Raw genomic sequence first — 18,533 nt, 5'->3', positions numbered from 1 at the left:
TGGTATACTGGCGCCACTCCCTGGGGGATGCGCCAGTCGGTTATGTCCCTGAGCCGATACGCACAACCACGGGGGTTGCACGCTGGGGCAGGTGTGCATGTCCGCCCGACGGAAAGCCTTAACGCCCCCTGCAATCTCCACCTTGAACTTTCGGGTTCAAGGGCTACACCGATAGCGGTCTTATCGGGGAGCCTGATTCTTCCTGCCCAGCGCTCAGCTGGGCAATCCGACACCTGGGATAGCCAGTGCCATGACCGAAACTGCGCCGCTCACCCGCCCCCAGCTTCGTCGCCTGCTTCGCAATGCCCGCCGCGCCCTTACGCCCGCCCAGCAACTCCAGGCCTCACGAGGCCTGTACCGCCAGTTGGCACAGCACCCCTTGTTCCGCCGCGCCCGGCATATCGCTTTGTACCTGCCCAATGACGGTGAAATCGACCCGCACTTTCTGCTGCGCGAGGCCCAGCGCCGAGGCAAGCGCACCTACCTGCCGGTACTGCACGCCTGGCCGCGCACGCGCATGGTGTTCCAGCGTTTCGAGCAGGGTGAAAAACTCAAGCGCAACCGCTTCCGTATTCCCGAGCCGTTGACCGATCGCCGGCGTCAGCGCCCTGCCTGGTCGCTGGACCTGATCCTGTTGCCGCTGGTCGGTTTCGATGAAGTCGGTGGGCGACTAGGCATGGGCGGGGGGTTCTACGACCGCAGCCTGGCCTACCAGGCACGCCGCAAAACCTGGAAGAAACCGCTGTTGCTGGGGCTGGCACATGAATGCCAGAAGGTCGAGCGACTGGCGCAGGCCAGTTGGGATGTACCACTGCAGGGCACGGTCAGCGACCGTGGCTGGTACCTGGCGCCGAACTGAGCGGCGTCAGCGGGGGTTTAGCGTTGCTGCGGGTTGGCGTCGACCGGAGTCTGATAGGCGGTGTCGAGCTTGCGCTCCCAGATACCCTGGGCATAACCGGTAGTGACCACACCAAGGCCAAAGATGAAGACCAGAATCCACAGTAGATCCGGTTTACGTTGATTCATCGAAGAATGCCCCCCTAGGCATACGTTCAGGCTCGGCGACCTTCTAGGTGCCGCCGGAGCGTCTAGCTTTAAAATCGGCGCATTTTCCGACAACCTGAGTCCACACGCAAACGTTGACGCCAACCGGCTGTCGGTTTCGTGCAACAGGTTATTTCAAACCTTTTCAGGAGCAGTATCCATGGCCTATTGGCTGATGAAATCCGAGCCCGACGAGCTCTCGATCGAAGGCCTGGGCCGCCTGGGCGAGGCGCGCTGGGATGGCGTACGCAACTACCAGGCGCGCAACTTCATGCGGGCCATGAGCGTAGGCGACGAGTTCTTCTTTTACCACTCCAGCTGCCCGCAACCTGGCATCGCCGGCATCGCCCGTATCACCGCAGCAGCCTACCCGGACCCGACGGCACTGGACCCGGAAAGCCACTACTTCGACGCCAAGGCCAATGCCGAGAAGAACCCGTGGAGCGCAGTGGACGTGGCCCACGTGAAGACATTCCGGCAAGTGCTGGGGCTGGGCTTGCTGAAGCAGCAGAGTGCGCTGGCAGAGTTGCCGCTGGTGCAGAAAGGCACGCGGTTGTCGGTGATGCCGGTCACTGAAGAGCAGTGGGCGGCGATCATTGCGCTGGCGCGCTGAATTGCTTGCCGACTGTGGGAGCGGCCTTGTGTCGCGATAGGGCCGCAACGCGGCCCCCAGGGTCTGTGACTCACCGGTAATTGCCGGGGCTGCTGCGCAGCCCTTTCGCGACACGAGGCCGCTCCTACAGGACTCAATCTGGGTATGTTGAGCTACTGCACAATCAGGTTGTTGAACAGCAGATCCTCGACAATCGGCTTGCCCTCTTCCGATTCCATCACCTGCTGCACCTGTTTCAACGCTTCCTGACGCAGTTTTTCCTTGGCGTCGACATTGCTCATGCTATCCACAGTCTGCTGGGTGAACAGTGCCACCAGCTGGTTGCGGATCAGCGGCTCCTGGTGCTTGACCGCAGCCGCCGCGGCGTCGCCGGTCACGCGCAGGGCCACATCGGCCTTGTACACGCGCAGCTTGGGGCTGCCATCGAGGGCATAGTTGCCAACGAAGGGCGGGCTCAGGGTGATGTAGGAAACCTTCGGCTCCCCTTCCTTGGCTTCCTCGGCCATGGCCGCCGCTGGCAGCATCAGCGCCAGTACCATCAAGATCCACGCTTTCACGAATTCGCTCCTAGAAACAGTTGGCGCCAGCTTACCCAGCATGTCGCTCAAACCCAAGCCCGGGCTTGTGCCGGCACTTATGCCCGCACATCAAGGTGGGCCATGCTCGTTGACCCGGCAATCGACACTCCTACACTTATCGGCCACTACACGCAAAGGAATAGCCCCGATGAAAGCTGTGTTGTGCAAAACCCTGGGCCCGGCTCGCGACCTGGTACTGGAGGACGTGGCCAGCCCTGTGCCGAAGAAGAACGAGATCCTGCTCGATGTGCAGGCCGCGGGGGTCAATTTCCCCGACACGCTGATCATCGAAGGCAAGTACCAGTTCCAGCCACCCCTGCCATTCTCGCCGGGTGGCGAGGCTGCAGGCGTGGTCGCGGCCGTCGGCGAACGGGCCGGCACCTTCAAGGTGGGCGACCGGGTAATGGCCCTGACTGGCTGGGGGGCGTTCGCCGAGCAGGTGGCGGTACCGTTCTACAACGTGATGCCCATCCCCGAGCACATGGACTTTGCCACTGCCGCCGCGTTCGGCATGACCTATGGCACCTCCATGCATGCACTCAAGCAACGCGGCCAGCTGCAGGCCGGCGAAACGCTGCTGGTACTCGGTGCGTCCGGTGGTGTTGGCCTGGCAGCGGTGGAAATCGGCAAAGCCATGGGGGCAAGGGTGATCGCCGCAGCCAGCAGCGCCGAGAAGCTCGCAGTTGCCAAGGCTGCAGGTGCTGACGAATTGATCGACTACAGCCAGGCCAACCTCAAGGAAGAGATCAAGCGCCTGACCGGTGGCCAGGGCGTGGATGTGATCTACGACCCGGTGGGCGGCGAGCTGTTCGACCAAGCCGTGCGCGGCCTGGCGTGGCAGGGCCGGCTGTTGGTGGTGGGGTTTGCCAGCGGAGCGATCCCGCAGATGGCAGCGAACCTGGTGCTGCTCAAGGGCGCTGCAGTGCTTGGAGTGTTCTGGGGCGCGTTTGCCCAGCGCCAACCAGAGGACAATGCCGCGAACTTCCGGCAATTGTTTGCCTGGCATGCCGAGGGGAGGCTGAAACCGTTGGTTTCGAAGACTTATCCACTGGCTGAAGCCGGAGCTGCAATTGAAGAGCTTGGGCAGCGCCGGGCTGTGGGTAAGTTGGTAGTGCTGGCCAGGTAAGACTTCAGCCCCTTATCAACAAGACCAGCCTCTTCGCGGGTAAACCCGCTCCCACAAGGAATGCACAGCTTCCAAGAATTGTGTGCCCCTGTGGGAGCGGGTTCACCCGCGAAGAGGCCCGTGCAGGCTATGGCAGCGCCTGAACCGAGCTTCGAGGTTGCGATCCGGCATCTGATGGCTGCGCAGTGCATTCAGGGTCTGCTCGACATAATCCCGCGTCGTGCCATAACGGCCCTTGGCACTGGCCAGAATCTGGCTGAGCAAGGTATCCGGCAAGTTGCCCGCATAGCACGGCAGGTGCCGCTCCAGCACGAACCCCAGCGCCTGCACCTTGCTGCCATCACCCAGCCGGCAGCTGAGCCAGTGCGGCCGATAGGCCGGATAAGGCATTTCCCGCTGCCACAGGGCCATCAGCGAATCGTCGAGGTTGCTTTCATCAAGACGATAGGCAAAACCGCTGCAGGAGCCGCCACGATCCAGGCCAAACACCAGGCCTGGCGTTTCCGGCGTGCCCCTGTGCTCGTGCGACCACAGGTACAAGCCGCGGTGATAACCATGCACGCGCGCGCGCTGGCGTTCCACGGAATTACATTCCGGGCGCCAGATCAACGAACCATAGGCAAATAACCAGACCGGGCCACCTTCATGGCGAGACATGGTCGTTTGCAAGGAATTGAGCAATTGCTCACGGGTCAGTTGCTGACCGAAGTCGAGCGTCGGAGGATAAGCAACTTCCCAGGACAAACTTTCAAGTGCCGACATAACTGCCGCCATTAATCCCCGTGTACTACCAATGTAGCGAGAGTCTTGTGCCATGCGGCCTGCGCCGCCGCGCGATGGGCGCTTGCAGTAACCATAGGATAGAAACCGGGCAATGCTCAAGGCCTGGCGCACAAGTTTCACGCACAGTTCCGACGACTGGGAATTATTGTTCCGAAGGCGGTGAAAGTTAGTGGCTCAGGCGGTAACAATTACCGCCTTATACCCGCTAGTTGAAACTTCGGTTATTAACCGCGTGGTGCGTAGGCAAACACATCGGCGCGCATGCGGTGCGCATCCATGCCGGCCTCGACCAGGGCGTCGAGCGTGGCGTAGACCATGTTCGGCGAGCCGCTGGCATACACATGCACGGTGTTGAGGTCGTTCACGTCCTCGCACACGGCCTCGTGCAGCATGCCGCAGCGCCCTTCCCAGCCACACAGGTCACTGACCACCTTGTGCAGGAACAGGTTTGGCAAGCGCTCCCATTCGGCCCAGTGTTCGATGGTGTAGAAATCCTCTGGGCGACGAACACCCCAGTACAGGTGCACCGGGTGCTTGAAGCCCTGTGCCCGGCAATGTTCGACCAGGCTGTGCATCTGGCCCATGCCGGTACCGGCGGCAATCAGAACCAGTGGCCCGTCAGGCAACTCAGCCAGGTGGGTATCGCCGAACGGCATCTCGATGCGCGCCACGCGGTCACGCTGCAGCTGCGCCAGCAACTGCAACGAGCTGGCTTCGCGGGCCAGCACATGCAGCTCGAGATCCCGCCCGGAATGCGGCGCAGAGGCCAGCGAGAACGCCGCCGGCTTGCCGCCTTCGCGCTCGATCATCAGGTACTGCCCGGCATGGTAGCGCGCCGGTTTGCCGGCAGGCGCACGCAAGCGCACGCGCCAGACGTCGCCACCGACCTCGACGCATTCGCTCACACTGCACGCCAGCTTGCGCACTGGCAGCTCACCCAGGGCGAGCACACCATCCCAGAGCAACACACAATCCTCCAGCGGTTCGGCAATGCAGGTGAACAACTCGCCATGGTCACGGACCTCGCCGTCCTGACGCACGCTTCCTTCGACCAACAACGCGGCGCAGACATGGCAATTGCCATTGCGGCAGCTGTTCGGGCAGTCATAGCCCAGCCGCCGCGCTCCATCCAGGATCCGTTCCCCGGGTTCGAGCGCCAGCACCGCCCCGGACGGCTGCAACGTTACCTGCATCAATCTATTCCCAACTGATCCCACAGCTCATCGATACGGCGGGTGACGGCCTCGTCCTTGACGATGACCCGGCCCCATTCGCGTGTAGTCTCGCCCGGCCACTTGTGCGTGGCGTCCAGGCCCATCTTCGACCCCAGCCCCGACACCGGCGACGCGAAGTCCAGGTAGTCGATCGGCGTGTTGTCGATCATCACCGTATCACGCTTGGGGTCCATGCGTGTGGTGATGGCCCAGATCACATCGTTCCAGTCGCGGGCGTTGATGTCGTCGTCAGTGACGATAACGAACTTGGTGTACATGAACTGTCGCAGGAACGACCACACACCCAACATCACGCGCTTGGCGTGGCCCGGGTACTGCTTCTTCATGGTCACCACCGCCATGCGGTACGAGCAGCCTTCCGGCGGCAGGTAGAAGTCGACGATCTCCGGGAACTGCTTTTGCAGGATCGGCACGAACACTTCGTTCAGCGCCACACCAAGAATAGCCGGCTCATCCGGCGGCCGGCCGGTGTAAGTGCTGTGGTAGATCGGTTTCTGCCGGTGCGTGATGCGCTCGACGGTGAACACCGGGAAGCTGTCCACTTCGTTGTAATAGCCGGTGTGGTCGCCATATGGACCTTCTGGAGCCATTTCACCCGGGTGGATCACACCTTCGAGGATGATCTCGGCGGTGGCCGGCACCTGCAGGTTGCTGCCACGGCACTTGACCAGTTCGGTGCGGTTACCGCGCAGCAGGCCGGCGAAGGCGTATTCGGAAAGGGTGTCCGGTACTGGCGTCACGGCGCCAAGGATGGTGGCCGGGTCAGCACCCAAGGCCACGGCAACCGGGAACGGCTGGCCCGGGTTCTTCTCGCACCACTCGCGATAATCCAGCGCGCCGCCACGGTGGCTCAGCCAACGCATGATCACTTTGTTCCGGCCGATCACCTGCTGGCGGTAGATGCCCAGGTTCTGGCGGTCCTTGTTCGGGCCACGGGTCACGGTCAGGCCCCAGGTAATCAGCGGCGCCACGTCGCCCGGCCAGCAGTGCTGGATCGGCAGCTGGCCGAGGTCGACGTCATCGCCCTCGATGACCACTTCCTGGCACACCGCGTCCTTGACCACCTTCGGCGCCATCGACACGACCTTCTTGAAGATCGGCAGCTTGGACCAGGCGTCTTTCAGGCCTTTCGGCGGCTCAGGCTCCTTGAGGAAGGCCAGCAGCTTGCCGATCTCACGCAGTTCGTCGACCGACTCGGCCCCCATGCCCATGGCCACGCGCTCTGGCGTGCCGAACAGGTTGCCCAGTACCGGGATGTCGAAGCCGGTGGGCTTTTCGAACAACAAGGCCGGACCCTTGGCGCGCAGGGTGCGGTCGCAGACCTCGGTCATTTCCAGGACTGGGGAAATCGGAACCTGGATGCGCTTGAGTTCACCGCGCTGCTCCAGGCCACGGATGAAGTCGCGCAAATCGCGATACTGCATGCATGAGCCTCGTGTTGGCCGTATCGGTCGGGGTGCAGAGTGTAGCGCCGATAGGGCCGCAATAGCCAAAATACAGATAGCAAAAAGCCGGGTTTCCCCGGCTTTTTGCGTGGTACGACGATCTTACTTGCGCTTCATCGACAGGAAGAACTCGTCGTTGGTCTTGGTCTGCTTGAGCTTGTCGACCAGGAACTCGATGGCGGCGATTTCGTCCATCGGGTGCAGCAGCTTGCGCAGGATCCACATGCGCTGCAGTTCGTCGTCGGCAGTCAGCAGCTCTTCGCGGCGGGTACCGGAACGGTTGATGTTGATGGCCGGGAATACGCGCTTCTCGGCGATACGACGGTCCAGGGGCAGTTCCATGTTGCCGGTACCCTTGAACTCTTCGTAGATCACTTCGTCCATCTTCGAGCCGGTTTCGACCAGCGCGGTGGCGATGATGGTCAGCGAACCGCCTTCCTCGATGTTACGTGCAGCGCCGAAGAAGCGCTTTGGCTTCTCCAGGGCGTGGGCGTCGACACCACCGGTCAGTACCTTGCCGGAGCTCGGGATCACGGTGTTGTAGGCACGCGCCAGACGGGTGATGGAGTCCAGCAGGATGACCACATCCTTCTTGTGCTCGACCAGGCGCTTGGCCTTCTCGATGACCATCTCGGCAACCTGCACGTGGCGGGTTGGCGGCTCGTCGAAGGTCGAGGCGACCACTTCGCCGCGCACGGTGCGCTGCATTTCGGTCACTTCTTCCGGGCGCTCGTCGATCAGCAGGACGATCAGGTGGCACTCGGGATTGTTACGGGTGATGTTCGCCGCGATGTTCTGCAGCATGATCGTCTTACCCGCTTTTGGCGGAGCGACGATCAGGCCACGCTGGCCTTTGCCGATCGGGGCGCACAGGTCGATGACACGACCGGTGAGGTCTTCGGTGGAGCCGTTACCGGCTTCCATCTTCAGGCGCTTGTTGGGGAACAGTGGCGTCAGGTTTTCGAAGAGGATCTTGTTCTTCGCGTTTTCCGGGCGGTCGAAGTTGATGGTGTCGACCTTCAGCAGGGCGAAGTAACGCTCCCCTTCCTTCGGCGGGCGGATCTTGCCGACGATGGTGTCGCCGGTACGCAGGTTGAAACGGCGGATCTGGCTTGGCGAGACGTAGATGTCGTCGGGGCCGGCCAGGTAGGACGCATCAGCCGAACGCAGGAAACCGAAACCATCCTGGAGAATCTCCAGCACGCCGTCACCCGAGATCTCTTCGCCGCTTTTCGCGTGCTTCTTCAGCAGGGCGAAAATCACGTCCTGTTTGCGCGAACGGGCCATGTTTTCGATGCCCATCTGTTCGGCCATTTCCAAAAGATCGGTAATCGGCTTTTGCTTGAGTTCAGTCAGGTTCATAAGGGGAGTGACGTAATCATGTAAGAAGGGAGAATTAAGCTTTGGCTTAATGAGGCCGCGCCGCTAGATGGCGACAGGATCGCGTACTGATTCGAATTAGGGATGCTTCGGCGACGGCGTGCAGAGGGCACTGGAGAAGCAGTGCGAGGCCGAATGTAACACTTGCTTTTTTCTGCGTCTAGTGCTCTGAAAAAGAAAAAACCCCGCGTTTGCGGGGTTTTTTGCTTCACGTCACAGGTGGGCGTCGAGGAACGCGGCCAGCTGGGATTTGGACAGGGCGCCGACCTTGGTGGCTTCGACGTTGCCGTTCTTGAACAGCATCAGGGTCGGGATGCCACGCACACCGTGCTTGGCCGGGGTTTCCTGGTTGTCGTCGATGTTCAGCTTGGCGACGGTCAGTTTGCCGGCGTAGGTGGAAGCGATGTCGTCCAGAACCGGAGCGATCATCTTGCATGGACCGCACCATTCAGCCCAGTAGTCGACCAGTACCGCGCCTTCGGCCTTCAGGACTTCGGCTTCGAAGGTAGCGTCGGTGACGTGTTTGATCAGATCGCTGCTCATGGATATCTCCAGGGTCGTAAGCAAAAAAACGTGGCCCATGATAGCCGCACCCAGGCCCTACAGGAAGTCACGGACGATTGAGTGTAACTATAGTTGTGCAAGACGCCGCGAATCGAAACTGTCACATAAGTGTCATAGCATGGAATGGCACATTGCCTTGCATCAAGGCCCGGTGTGGTGCGCGTTGGCGTCAGCCAAGGATCGTGGCACGATTGCCGGGTTACCGACCGAGAACACACAGAATGCCGCATACCTCCGCGAAGAACCTGTCCCTGATCGCCGCCATCGACCTGGGCTCCAACAGCTTCCACATGGTCGTGGCCAAGGCGCACCACACCGAGATCCGCATTCTCGAACGGCTCGGCGAAAAGGTTCAGCTGGCCGCCGGCATCGACGAAGAGCGCAAGCTCAGCGAAGAAGCCATGGAGCGAGGCCTGGAATGCCTCAAGCGTTTTGCCCAACTGATCAACGGCATGCCCGCAGGCTCCGTGCGCATCGTGGGCACCAACGCCCTGCGCGAAGCGCGTAACCGCAACGAATTCATCCAGCGTGCCGAAGCCATCCTCGGCCACCCGGTGGAAGTCATCTCCGGCCGTGAAGAGGCGCGCCTGATCTACCTCGGCGTGTCGCACACCCTGGCCGATACCCCCGGCAAGCGCCTGGTCGCCGACATCGGCGGCGGCAGTACCGAGTTCATCATCGGCCAGCGTTTCGAGCCACTGCTGCGCGAGAGCCTGCAGATGGGCTGCGTGAGCTTCACCCAGCGCTACTTCCGCGACGGCAAGATCACCCCGGCGCGCTACGCCCAGGCCTACACCGCCGCGCGCCTGGAGCTGATGAGCATCGAAAATGCCCTGCATCGCCTGACCTGGGACGAGGCCATCGGTTCGTCCGGTACCATTCGCGCCATTGGCGCCGCGATCAAGGCCGGCGGCCTGGGTAATGGCGAAGTCAATGCCGAGGGCCTGGCCTGGGTCAAGCGCAAGCTGTTCAAGCTGGGCGAGGTCGACAAGATCGACTTCGAAGGGATCAAACCCGACCGGCGCACCATCTTCCCGGCCGGCCTGGCGATTCTCGAGGCGATCTTCGACGCGTTGGAGCTGCAGCGCATGGATCACTGCGACGGGGCCCTGCGCGAAGGCGTGCTGTTCGACCTGCTCGGCCGTCATCACCACGAGGATGTGCGCGAGCGCACCCTCAACTCGCTGATGGAGCGCTATCACGTCGATCAGGGGCAGGCAGCGCGTGTTGAGCGCAAGGCGCTGCACGCCTTCGACCAAGTGGCCGAGACGTGGGGAATGAAAGACGGCAATTGGCGCGATCTTCTGGCATGGGCGGCAAAAATCCATGAAATCGGCCTGGATATCGCTCACTACCACTACCACAAGCACGGCGCTTACCTGATCGAGCACTCCGACCTTGCCGGGTTCTCGCGGGAAGAGCAGCAGATGATGGCCCTGTTGGTGCGCGGCCATCGCCGCAACATCCCGAAGGACAGGTTCACAGAGTTCGGCGACGACGCCGTGCAACTGATCCGCCTATGCGTGCTGCTGCGCTTCGCCATCCTGTTCCACCACATTCGTGGCAACCAGCAGATGCCCAAGGTAGAACTGCAGGCCGGCGAAGACAGCCTTGAAGTGGTGTTCCCGGACGGCTGGCTGGAGCACAACCAGCTGACCCAGGCCGACTTCGCCAACGAGGCGGAGTGGCTGGCCCGGGTCGGCTTCGTCCTCAGCGTACGTTGAGCAGCGGGTTGCTCAGGCGCTCCAGCAAGGTCGCCTGAGCACTGCGTGGGTTCTGGTTGCCGGTCGGGGTGCTACGCACGTAGCGCCCGTCTGGCTGCAGCGTCCAGGCGTGGGTGTTGTCGGTCAGGTAGCCTTCCAGCTCCTTCTTCACCCGCAGCAACAGCTTCTTGCCCTCTACCGGGAAGCACGTCTCGACACGCTTGTCGAGGTTGCGCTCCATCCAGTCGGCGCTGGACAAGTAGATCTGCTCTTCGCCGCCATTGAGGAAGTAGAACACCCGCGTGTGCTCCAGGAAGCGGCCGATGATCGAACGCACCTGGATGTTGTGCGAAACCCCCGCAATGCCTGGGCGCAGGCAGCACATGCCACGCACCACAAGGTCGATCTTTACGCCCGACTGGCTGGCCTTGTACAGCGCCTTGATGACCTTGGCGTCGGTCAGCGAGTTGAACTTGGCGATGATGTGCGCGGGCTTGCCTTCCAGGGCAAACTGAGTTTCCCGGGCGATCATGTCGAGCATGCCCTTCTTCAGGGTGAACGGCGCGTGCAGCAGCTTCTTCATGCGCAAGGTCTTGCCCATGCCGATCAGCTGGCTGAACAGTTTGCCCACGTCCTCGGTGAGGGCGTCGTCAGAGGTCAGCAGGCTGTAGTCGGTGTACAGGCGTGCGTTACCGGCGTGGTAGTTGCCGGTACCCAGGTGCGCGTAACGCACGATCTCGCCCTGTTCGCGGCGCAAGATCAGCATCATCTTGGCGTGGGTCTTGAAGCCGACCACGCCGTAGATCACCACCGCACCGGCTGCCTGTAGGCGGCTGGCCATCTGCAGGTTGGACTCTTCGTCGAAGCGCGCGCGCAGCTCGATCACCGCGGTGACCTCCTTGCCGTTACGCGCCGCATCCACCAGGGCGTCGACGATCTCCGAGTTGGCCCCCGAACGGTACAGGGTCTGGCGCACCGCGAGCACGTGCGGGTCCTTGGCGGCCTGGCGCAGCAGGTCGATCACCGGGGTGAAGGACTCGAACGGGTGCATCAGCAGGATGTCCTGCTTGCCGATCACGCTGAAGATGTTGTCGGCGTTCTGCAGCAGCTTGGGGATGGCCGGGGTGAACGGCGTGTACTGCAGCTCCGGGTGGCTGTCGAGGCCGGTGATGCTGAACAGGCGGGTCAGGTTGACCGGGCCGTTGACCTGGTAAAGCTCGCTCTCGCTCAGGCTGAACTGCTTGAGCAGGTAGTCCGACAGGTGTTTCGGGCAGGTGTCGGCCACTTCCAGGCGCACGGCATCGCCGTAGCGGCGCGAGAACAGCTCACCGCGCAGGGCGCGAGCGAGGTCGTCGACTTCTTCGGAGTCCAGCGCCAGGTCGGCGTTACGGGTAAGGCGGAACTGGTAGCAACCCTTGACCTTCATGCCCTGGAACAGGTCATCGGCGTGGGCGTGGATCATCGACGACAGGAAGACATAGTTGTCGCCCGGGCCGCCAACGTCTTCCGGCACGCGGATGACGCGTGGCAGCAGGCGTGGTGCCGGGATGATCGCCAGACCGGAGTCGCGGCCAAAGGCGTCGACACCTTCCAGCTCGACGATGAAGTTCAGGCTCTTGTTCACCAGCAGCGGGAACGGGTGTGTCGGATCCAGACCGATCGGGGTGATGATCGGCGCGATCTCGTCGCGGAAGTAGCGGCGCACCCAAGCCTTGAGCTTGGGCGTCCAGTAGCGGCGACGGATGAAGCGAATGGCGTGCTTTTCCAGCTCTGGCAGCAGCACGTCGTTGAGGATCGCATACTGGCGCTCCACTTCGATGTGCACCAGCTCACTGATGCGCGCCAATGCCTGGTGCGGCTGCAGGCCGTCGGCGCCGGCAAGCTCGCGGGCGAAATTGATCTGCTTTTTCAGGCCGGCGACGCGGATCTCGAAGAACTCATCGAGGTTGCTGGAGAAAATCAGCAGGAATTTGAGGCGTTCGAGCAGCGGGTACGATTCGTCCAGCGCCTGCTCCAGCACGCGGATATTGAATTGCAGCTGCGAAAGTTCGCGATGAATGTACAGGCTGCTGTCGTCCAGGCTCGGGACGGTAATGGCCGGCGTCGGCGCAGGGGCCGGGGCTGCGGCTTCGACCACAGGCTCGGCAACCTCGGGCAGGTCCGGCGGGGTCTGTACCATCTCTTCGGGGACTGCCTGGGCATCCTTGATCGCGACAGGGGTTAGCACTTCATTATTCATCTGACGTTCCTGAGGACGTTAACGCCCTATGATCAATTGAGCGGCAAGATAAGCGTCCATTATGACGACTGTGTTACAGCTTCGCGCAAGGTGCGACTTGAGGCTGCCGGTATTGTCCGCGTAGGAATTGTTCACGTCGAGACACATTTGGACACTTTCACGAATGCGCGCGAAGGGGTAGGCTGCGCGTTCATTTCGCCAGCACCTCAGAAAATGCTCCAACAATTCCTGCAGGATTTCGGCTACTTTGCCCTTTTTCTAGGCACCTTCTTCGAAGGCGAGACCATTCTGGTACTTGCGGGTTTCCTTGCGTTCCGCGAATACATGGACATCAAGCTGGTGGTCCTGGTGGCCTTCTGCGGCAGCTACGCCGGCGACCAGCTGTGGTACTTCATGGGCCGGCGGCACGGGCGCAAGATCCTCGCGCGCAAGCCGCGGTGGCAGGCCATGGGTGACAGGGCGCTGGAGCATATTCGCCGTCACCCGGATATCTGGGTGCTAAGTTTCCGCTTCGTCTACGGCCTGCGCACGGTGATGCCGGTGGCCATCGGCCTGTCCGGTTACCCGCCGCGCCGCTATCTGCTGCTCAACGGCATTGGTGCCGCCGTTTGGGCCCTGGCGCTGGGCCTGGCGGCCTACCACTTCGGCGCCATCCTCGAAGGCATGCTGGGCAGCATCAAGAAGTACGAGCTATGGGTGCTCGGCGGCCTGCTGCTGCTGGGTGCCCTGCTTTGGCTGCGCAGGCGCTTCCGCACCATCCGCGCCGAGCGCCGCGCGGCGACAGAAGAGCAAGCCGCCAACGCTGAGCAGCAGGTAAAAACCGAGAAGCAGCCAGAACACGGGCACGACCACCGCTAAGCCCAATGTGCCGGCCAGATACAGCGCCGGCACCAGCGTCAGCAGGCGCGCCATTTCCAGGCGCACCGCCCACGGCCGGTTTTCCAGGGCCGCTCCCAACACGAACAAGCCAAACGCCATCAGCGACCAGCCCAGCACCAGGGCGGCGCTCGGCACACGTTCGGCGACGTCCATCAGATAACTGCCCAACGCGATGTAGACGACGAACTGCGCCGCCACGTACGCCTGCCAGGCCCGGCCCAGGGCAATTTCGAACTGGCGGAACAACGCCAGGTTCTGCTTCGCCTGTGGGTAAGCCGCTGCGACGTCGGCCGGACGCCAGCCGGTAGGCATGAACCAGATGCGCAGCTTGTCCTTCCAGCTACGGGTACGGCGGGCATCGCTGCACAGCTGGGCGTAGAACTGCAGGTTGGCCCACAGCGGGTTCCAACTGGCCAAGGGTGTGGTCACGCCGAACACCACCGGCTCGGCCGGGTCCTCTTCCTTGAACGTGCCGAACAGACGGTCCCAGATAATGAACACACCGCCGTAGTTGCGATCCAAGTAAGCAGGATTTTGCGCATGGTGGACACGATGGTTGGATGGCGTGATCAGTACCCACTCGAGCCAGCCCAGTTTGGGAATGTGCCGGGTATGCACCCAGAACTGGTACAGCAGGTTCAGCGACGCCACGGTGATGAATACCACCGGCGGCACGCCGATCAGCGCCAGCGGCAAGTAGAAGATCCACGAGAAGATGAAGCCGCTGCTGGTCTGCCGCAGCGCGGTGGTGAGGTTGTACTCTTCGCTCTGGTGATGCACCGAATGTGCCGCCCACAGCACATTGCGCTCGTGCCCCAGACGGTGCAGCCAGTAGTAGCACAGGTCATACAGCACGAAGGCCAGCAGCCAGACCCACACGGCGCCCTGCGGCAGGCGCAACAGCGCCAGGTGCTCCCAGGCCAGTGCATAGGTCAGCAGCCCAACCCCTTTGGTCAGCAGGCCGGTGCTGGTGGACAGCGCGCCGGTGCTGAGGCTGTTGATCGAATCGGCCAGGGTGAAGTTGCGCTGGCCACGCACGCGGTCGGCGACCAGTTCCACCGCGATCAGCACGAAGAAGAACGGCACGGCCAGCAGAATCAAGTCCATGGGCAACGCTCTCGAAGGTTATCCACAGAGATTAGGATGCGCCCGCAGTAATCCCTATGGCCACATCTGCCAAACTAGAGGACATTTAGCGCCTCGAAAATGGAGTAATGAGCATGACCAAGAAAGTAGCGGTGATTCTTTCCGGCTGTGGCGTGTACGACGGTGCCGAAATCCACGAAAGCGTGATCACCCTGCTGCGCCTCGACCAGCGCGGTGCACAGGTGCAGTGCTTTGCACCGAACATCGCACAGATGCACGTGATCGATCACCTGACCGGCCAGGAAATGCCCGAGTCGCGCAATGTGCTGACCGAGTCGGCACGTATCGCTCGCGGCGAGGTGAAGGATATCCGCGAAGCCAAGGCCGAGGATTTCGACGCGCTGATCGTGCCAGGTGGCTTCGGCGCGGCGAAGAACCTGTCCAACTTTGCCGTGGAAGGCACCGAGTGCACGGTAAACCCGGATGTACTGGCACTGGCCGAAGCCTTTGCCGAGGCCTGCAAGCCGGTCGGCCTGATCTGCATCTCGCCAGCGCTGGCGGCGAAGATCTATGGCCCGGGCGTGGTCTGCACCATCGGCAATGATGCGGGTACCGCGTCAGCCGTAGAGAAAATGGGTGGCAAGCATGAAGAGTGCGATGTGCATGACATCGTCGAAGATACCCAGCGCAAGCTGGTGACGACCCCGGCCTACATGGTCGCCAAGTCGATCAGTGAAGCGGCCAGCGGCATCAACAAGCTGGTGGACCGGGTACTGGAACTGACCCACGAAGGTGAACAATAAGGGCCTGTTGCGCAGGCCATTACTAGTAAGCGCGGTTCCCACAAGGATTGTGCAAGGCTTGAGCAGAATACGGTCGGTCTGGGAGCCGCGCTTGCCGGCGATAGGCTGCTAGGCAACCCCCGGCCATCACTTGGTCAAGCGGGTGAGGATACGGTCCAGGGCATTGGCGAACGCCTGCTTCTCGCGTTCGCCATAGGGCGCTTGCCCTCCCCCGACCTGGCCCTGTTCGCGCAGCTCGGTGAACAGGTTGCGCACCGCCAGGCGCTCGCCCATGTTGCGCTCGTCGAATTCGCGGCCACGTGGGTCCAGGGCCGCCACGCCCTTCTTGATCAGGCGGTCGGCCAGCGGCACATCGCTACAGATCACCAGTTCGCCGGGCACGGCGTGCTCGACCAGGTAATCGTCGGCCGCATCCATGCCGCTGGGTACCACGATCAGGCGGACGATCGCAAAGGCCGGCTTGGCTACGGCCTGGCCGGCCACCATGACTACCTCGAGCTGGCGCTTGAGGGCGAATTTGACGATCAAGTCCTTGGCTGCCTTGGGGCAGGCGTCGGCGTCGATCCAGATGCGCATTGCACTTATCCTCAAAAAAGCTGGGAGGGCTTTGCCCTCCTTTCGCGACGCAAGGCCGCTCCTACGGGAAACGCGATCGTTTGTAGGAGCGGCCTTGCGTCGCGATGGGCCGCGCAGCGGCCCCCAATCAGTTAGCTGTTGCCCGGTGCTTCTCGACCAGGCGACTACGGCCATACAACACCAGAATGGCCAGCAACGCCACCGCTTGGGCGCTCAGCGAGTACACATCAGGGTGAATCCCCAGCCAGTCGAACTCGAAGAACGCCACTGGCCGCGTGCCCAGCACGCCCGCCTCTTGCAGCGCCTTCACGCCATGCCCGGCGAACACCACCGACAGCGCGCACAGCAGCCCTGCGTTGATGCTGAAGAACAGCGACAGTGGCAGCTTTGCCGACCCGCGCAGGATCACCCAGGCCAAGCCAACCAGCAGCACCAGCGCCGTAGCGCCACCGGCCAGCACGGCCTGATGGCCGGCTGGGCCAGCTTGCAGCCACAGGGTTTCGTAGAACAGGATCACTTCGAACAGCTCACGGTACACCGAGAAGAACGCCAGCACGGCAAACCCGAAGCGCCCGCCGCCGCTGACCAGGCTGCTCTTGATGTAGTCCTGCCAGGCGGCGGCGTGACGGCGGTCGTGCATCCACACGCCCAGCCATAGCACCATGACACTGGCGAACAACGCAGTGCTGCCTTCCAGAAGCTCACGCTGGGCACCGCCGACGTCGATCACATAGGCCGCCACGGCCCAGGTAGCAAAGCCCGCGACCAGCGCCAGGCCCCAGCCGATGTTGACGCTGCGCATGGCCGACTGCTGGCCGGTATTGCGCAGGAAGGCCAGGATTGCGGCCAGAACCAGGATCGCCTCCAGGCCCTCACGCAGCAGGATCAGCAGGCCGGAAATGAAGCTCAGCGACCAGCTCAGGCCATCGCTGCCCAGCAGCTTGGCAGCCTGGTCGAGCTTGGTTTTCGCTTCGGCCAGGCGCTGTTCAACCTGGGCGACTGGCAGGCCGTCCTGCAATGACTGACGGTAGGCCATCAGGGCTTTTTCAGTGGTCTTTCGCGCTTCGGTGTCGATGTTGTCCAGCGAGCTTTCTACCAGTTCGAAGCCTTCAAGGTAGGCCGCCACCGACAGGTCGTAGGCCTGATCGTGGTCGCCTGCGCGGTAGGCTGCGAGGCTCTTGTCCAGGGTGCTGGCGGTGTATTCGAGCAACTGCGCAGGGCCACGCTTGACCTGCGGCGGCTGGGCGCGCTGGGCACGGAACGCCTCGACCGATGCGGCGCCTTCAGTGGCGGCGACTTCCGCCGGGGTCTGGCGGGCCAGGTCGGCGATGTTCCAGGTCTTTTCACGCTTGGCTGCTTCAGGCTTGGCGGTGAAGCTGGCGACGTAGGCAGCCACGTCCCAACGCTGGCGCTCATCCAACTGGTCGGCGAAGGACGGCATCTCGGTGCCATCGATACCCAGGGCCAACGTGTTGTAGAGGTCGAACAGGCTCAGCTGATCAAGCCGTGCGGTGTCGCGCAGGTTGGCCGGCGCCGGCTCCAGGCCCACGCCCGCCGGGCCGTCACCGGCACCCGTATCGCCGTGGCAGATCGAGCAATTCTGTGCGTACAGAGAGGCGCCACGGGCCGGGTCCGGGGTGATCACCGGAGCCTGGCTGACTTCGTACGCCACGGCCAGGCGTGCGCCCAGCTGGCGCGCCTGCTTGGCTACCGCTGCGCCGTCCTGGCGCTGGTCGATGGCCTGACGCAGCGCTTGCACACCTTGCTGCAGGCCGGCTTGCTCGGCATTGGTCGGCAGGCCTTTGACCAGGTCGGCGAGCACGGTGCTGAACTCCTGCTGCTCGCGGTATTCGCCGTCGTCGATCACCTTGCCGTTTTCCACGGTCGGCGGGTAGTCGGCACCAATGTAGTCCAGCAAATGCAAGGCTTTGGCGGCCTCGGCGGGTGCTTCGGCCTGCACCAGGGTGCTGCACAGCGCCAGCACCGGGCCGAGCATTGCAGCCGGCAACCAGGCGAGCAGACGGGAACGGGTTTTCATGGCCAGTCTCGGAGGGAATGCGAAAGAGAACATTGTTCACTTCCACTTTGCTTCTCTCAAGGGTTGTCGCTGGATTTCATGAAAAATCTTGAGACAAATCAGATGAAATGGATTGCCGTAGAGATGGGGCTGCGTTGCAGCCCCCTGTTCCTGAAGTCTATTGACGAACCTTGTTCAGGCCCAGCTCCATATCGTCGACCAGTGCCTTGGCCCGGGTGCCTCACGCCCGATCGCCTTGCGAGGCGACCCAGGGACAGTAGTCCGGGAGCACTTCCCAGCCAAGACAACACCTTCCGACAGGCGCCGTAAGATAATTCGACATGGAGTCGGAACTGAAGCATTTGGTTTCAGGTTCGGAAATGCCTGACAGCGGGGGGCTTGCCGCGAGAAGTGGTGACGGCTGACAGGTGCCAGCCAACAGATTTGCAGCGCCTATGAGAT

General features: G+C 62.3%; 16 protein-coding genes, 1 other RNA gene and 1 pseudogene. 7 read left to right on the top strand and 11 right to left on the bottom strand.

The window, feature by feature from the left end; all coding sequences use genetic code 11:
* Positions 1-14: 14 nt before the first annotated feature.
* A non-coding RNA gene (ssrS, locus tag APH27_RS19570) (6S RNA) lies at positions 15-194 on the top strand.
* Between the two features lie 56 nt (positions 195-250).
* Positions 251-859, top strand: coding sequence for a 5-formyltetrahydrofolate cyclo-ligase (locus tag APH27_RS19565; protein ID WP_060485682.1), 609 nt, complete (start codon positions 251-253; stop codon positions 857-859).
* 17 nt (positions 860-876) lie between these two features.
* Here APH27_RS19565 and APH27_RS26645 read toward each other — a convergent pair whose 3' ends face one another.
* The gene (locus APH27_RS26645; protein ID WP_165837333.1) at positions 877-1,026 is read right to left on the bottom strand and encodes a hypothetical protein; all 150 of its coding nucleotides are present in this window, start codon (positions 1,024-1,026) and stop codon (positions 877-879) included.
* A gap of 178 nt (positions 1,027-1,204) precedes the next feature.
* Here APH27_RS26645 and APH27_RS19560 point away from each other — a divergent pair, with 178 nt between their 5' ends.
* Positions 1,205-1,657, top strand: coding sequence for an EVE domain-containing protein (locus APH27_RS19560; RefSeq protein ID WP_060485681.1), 453 nt, complete (start codon positions 1,205-1,207; stop codon positions 1,655-1,657).
* 152 nt (positions 1,658-1,809) lie between these two features.
* Here APH27_RS19560 and APH27_RS19555 read toward each other — a convergent pair whose 3' ends face one another.
* Positions 1,810-2,214 (bottom strand): flagellar basal body-associated protein FliL, encoded by a 405-nt coding sequence (locus tag APH27_RS19555; protein WP_027920870.1) that lies wholly within the window; start codon positions 2,212-2,214, stop codon positions 1,810-1,812.
* Positions 2,215-2,383: 169 nt separating this feature from the next.
* On the opposite strand from APH27_RS19555, the gene APH27_RS19550 reads away from it, so the two are divergent.
* Entirely contained in the window at positions 2,384-3,361 is a 978-nt protein-coding gene (locus tag APH27_RS19550) for an NADPH:quinone oxidoreductase family protein (protein WP_060485680.1), read from the top strand.
* A 102-nt stretch (positions 3,362-3,463) separates the two neighbouring features.
* On the opposite strand, the gene APH27_RS19545 is transcribed toward APH27_RS19550, so the two are convergent.
* From APH27_RS19545 to trxA, 5 genes are all read right to left on the bottom strand, one after another.
* Positions 3,464-4,123 carry a gamma-glutamylcyclotransferase gene (locus APH27_RS19545; RefSeq protein ID WP_060485679.1) on the bottom strand — a complete coding sequence of 220 codons (660 nt, stop codon included), beginning with the start codon at positions 4,121-4,123 and terminating at the stop codon, positions 3,464-3,466.
* A 245-nt stretch (positions 4,124-4,368) separates the two neighbouring features.
* On the bottom strand, positions 4,369-5,337 hold the full coding sequence (locus tag APH27_RS19540) for a CDP-6-deoxy-delta-3,4-glucoseen reductase (RefSeq protein WP_027920867.1): 969 nt from the start codon (positions 5,335-5,337) through the stop codon (positions 4,369-4,371).
* The gene (gene ubiD, locus APH27_RS19535; RefSeq protein ID WP_027920866.1) at positions 5,337-6,803 is read right to left on the bottom strand and encodes a 4-hydroxy-3-polyprenylbenzoate decarboxylase; all 1,467 of its coding nucleotides are present in this window, start codon (positions 6,801-6,803) and stop codon (positions 5,337-5,339) included. Before ubiD ends, APH27_RS19540 begins: the two co-directional genes overlap by 1 nt.
* A 123-nt stretch (positions 6,804-6,926) precedes the next feature.
* On the bottom strand, positions 6,927-8,186 hold the full coding sequence (gene rho, locus APH27_RS19530; protein WP_003253661.1) for a transcription termination factor Rho: 1,260 nt from the start codon (positions 8,184-8,186) through the stop codon (positions 6,927-6,929).
* Between the two features lie 231 nt (positions 8,187-8,417).
* Positions 8,418-8,747, bottom strand: a complete 330-nt coding sequence (trxA, locus tag APH27_RS19525; RefSeq protein WP_027920865.1) for a thioredoxin TrxA — start codon at positions 8,745-8,747, stop codon at positions 8,418-8,420.
* 242 nt (positions 8,748-8,989) lie between these two features.
* On the opposite strand from trxA, the gene ppx reads away from it, so the two are divergent.
* Complete coding sequence (gene ppx, locus APH27_RS19520) at positions 8,990-10,492, top strand: exopolyphosphatase (protein WP_060485678.1); 1,503 nt, start codon at positions 8,990-8,992, stop codon at positions 10,490-10,492.
* Here ppx and ppk1 read toward each other — a convergent pair.
* On the bottom strand, positions 10,479-12,710 hold the full coding sequence (gene ppk1, locus APH27_RS19515; protein WP_060485677.1) for a polyphosphate kinase 1: 2,232 nt from the start codon (positions 12,708-12,710) through the stop codon (positions 10,479-10,481). The genes ppx and ppk1 overlap by 14 nt on opposite strands.
* A 213-nt stretch (positions 12,711-12,923) precedes the next feature.
* On the opposite strand from ppk1, the gene APH27_RS26105 reads away from it, so the two are divergent.
* On the top strand, positions 12,924-13,568 hold the full coding sequence (locus APH27_RS26105) for a DedA family protein (protein ID WP_081784349.1): 645 nt from the start codon (positions 12,924-12,926) through the stop codon (positions 13,566-13,568).
* A 501-nt stretch (positions 13,569-14,069) separates the two neighbouring features.
* Here APH27_RS26105 and APH27_RS26930 read toward each other — a convergent pair.
* Positions 14,070-14,696: pseudogene (locus APH27_RS26930) on the bottom strand (sterol desaturase family protein); the annotation flags it as partial.
* Positions 14,697-14,809: 113 nt separating this feature from the next.
* Here APH27_RS26930 and elbB point away from each other — a divergent pair.
* Positions 14,810-15,478, top strand: coding sequence for an isoprenoid biosynthesis glyoxalase ElbB (gene elbB / locus APH27_RS19500; RefSeq protein ID WP_060485675.1), 669 nt, complete (start codon positions 14,810-14,812; stop codon positions 15,476-15,478).
* A gap of 126 nt (positions 15,479-15,604) precedes the next feature.
* Here the strand turns inward: elbB and APH27_RS19495 are convergent, their stop codons facing one another.
* Positions 15,605-16,054 carry a YaiI/YqxD family protein gene (locus APH27_RS19495; RefSeq protein ID WP_060485674.1) on the bottom strand — a complete coding sequence of 150 codons (450 nt, stop codon included), beginning with the start codon at positions 16,052-16,054 and terminating at the stop codon, positions 15,605-15,607.
* Positions 16,055-16,181: 127 nt separating this feature from the next.
* Positions 16,182-18,125: an FTR1 family protein gene (locus APH27_RS19490; RefSeq protein WP_060485673.1), complete on the bottom strand. Its 1,944-nt coding sequence runs from the start codon at positions 18,123-18,125 to the stop codon at positions 16,182-16,184.
* Positions 18,126-18,533 lie beyond the last annotated feature (408 nt).

Origin of the sequence: Pseudomonas sp. NBRC 111123 (assembly GCF_001320205.1) — a bacterium.
GTDB classification, from domain to species: Bacteria; Pseudomonadota; Gammaproteobacteria; order Pseudomonadales; family Pseudomonadaceae; genus Aquipseudomonas; species Aquipseudomonas putida_J.
The sequence above is the reverse complement of the archived record's forward strand: the minus strand, read 5'-3'. Positions and strand labels throughout refer to the sequence as shown.

Bases quoted from the DNA above. Each gene is read 5' to 3' on its own strand.
- APH27_RS19565 (WP_060485682.1), top strand. From the start codon at position 251: ATGACCGAAACTGCGCCGCTCACCCGCCCCCAGCTTCGTCGCCTGCTT.
- APH27_RS26645 (WP_165837333.1), bottom strand. From the start codon at position 1,026: ATGAATCAACGTAAACCGGATCTACTGTGGATTCTGGTCTTCATCTTT.
- APH27_RS19560 (WP_060485681.1), top strand. From the start codon at position 1,205: ATGGCCTATTGGCTGATGAAATCCGAGCCCGACGAGCTCTCGATCGAA.
- APH27_RS19550 (WP_060485680.1), top strand. From the start codon at position 2,384: ATGAAAGCTGTGTTGTGCAAAACCCTGGGCCCGGCTCGCGACCTGGTA.
- APH27_RS19545 (WP_060485679.1), bottom strand. From the start codon at position 4,123: ATGTCGGCACTTGAAAGTTTGTCCTGGGAAGTTGCTTATCCTCCGACG.
- APH27_RS19540 (WP_027920867.1), bottom strand. From the start codon at position 5,337: ATGCAGGTAACGTTGCAGCCGTCCGGGGCGGTGCTGGCGCTCGAACCC.
- ubiD (WP_027920866.1), bottom strand. From the start codon at position 6,803: ATGCAGTATCGCGATTTGCGCGACTTCATCCGTGGCCTGGAGCAGCGC.
- rho (WP_003253661.1), bottom strand. From the start codon at position 8,186: ATGAACCTGACTGAACTCAAGCAAAAGCCGATTACCGATCTTTTGGAA.
- trxA (WP_027920865.1), bottom strand. From the start codon at position 8,747: ATGAGCAGCGATCTGATCAAACACGTCACCGACGCTACCTTCGAAGCC.
- ppx (WP_060485678.1), top strand. From the start codon at position 8,990: ATGCCGCATACCTCCGCGAAGAACCTGTCCCTGATCGCCGCCATCGAC.
- ppk1 (WP_060485677.1), bottom strand. From the start codon at position 12,710: ATGAATAATGAAGTGCTAACCCCTGTCGCGATCAAGGATGCCCAGGCA.
- APH27_RS26105 (WP_081784349.1), top strand. From the start codon at position 12,924: ATGCTCCAACAATTCCTGCAGGATTTCGGCTACTTTGCCCTTTTTCTA.
- elbB (WP_060485675.1), top strand. From the start codon at position 14,810: ATGACCAAGAAAGTAGCGGTGATTCTTTCCGGCTGTGGCGTGTACGAC.
- APH27_RS19495 (WP_060485674.1), bottom strand. From the start codon at position 16,054: ATGCGCATCTGGATCGACGCCGACGCCTGCCCCAAGGCAGCCAAGGAC.
- APH27_RS19490 (WP_060485673.1), bottom strand. From the start codon at position 18,125: ATGTTCTCTTTCGCATTCCCTCCGAGACTGGCCATGAAAACCCGTTCC.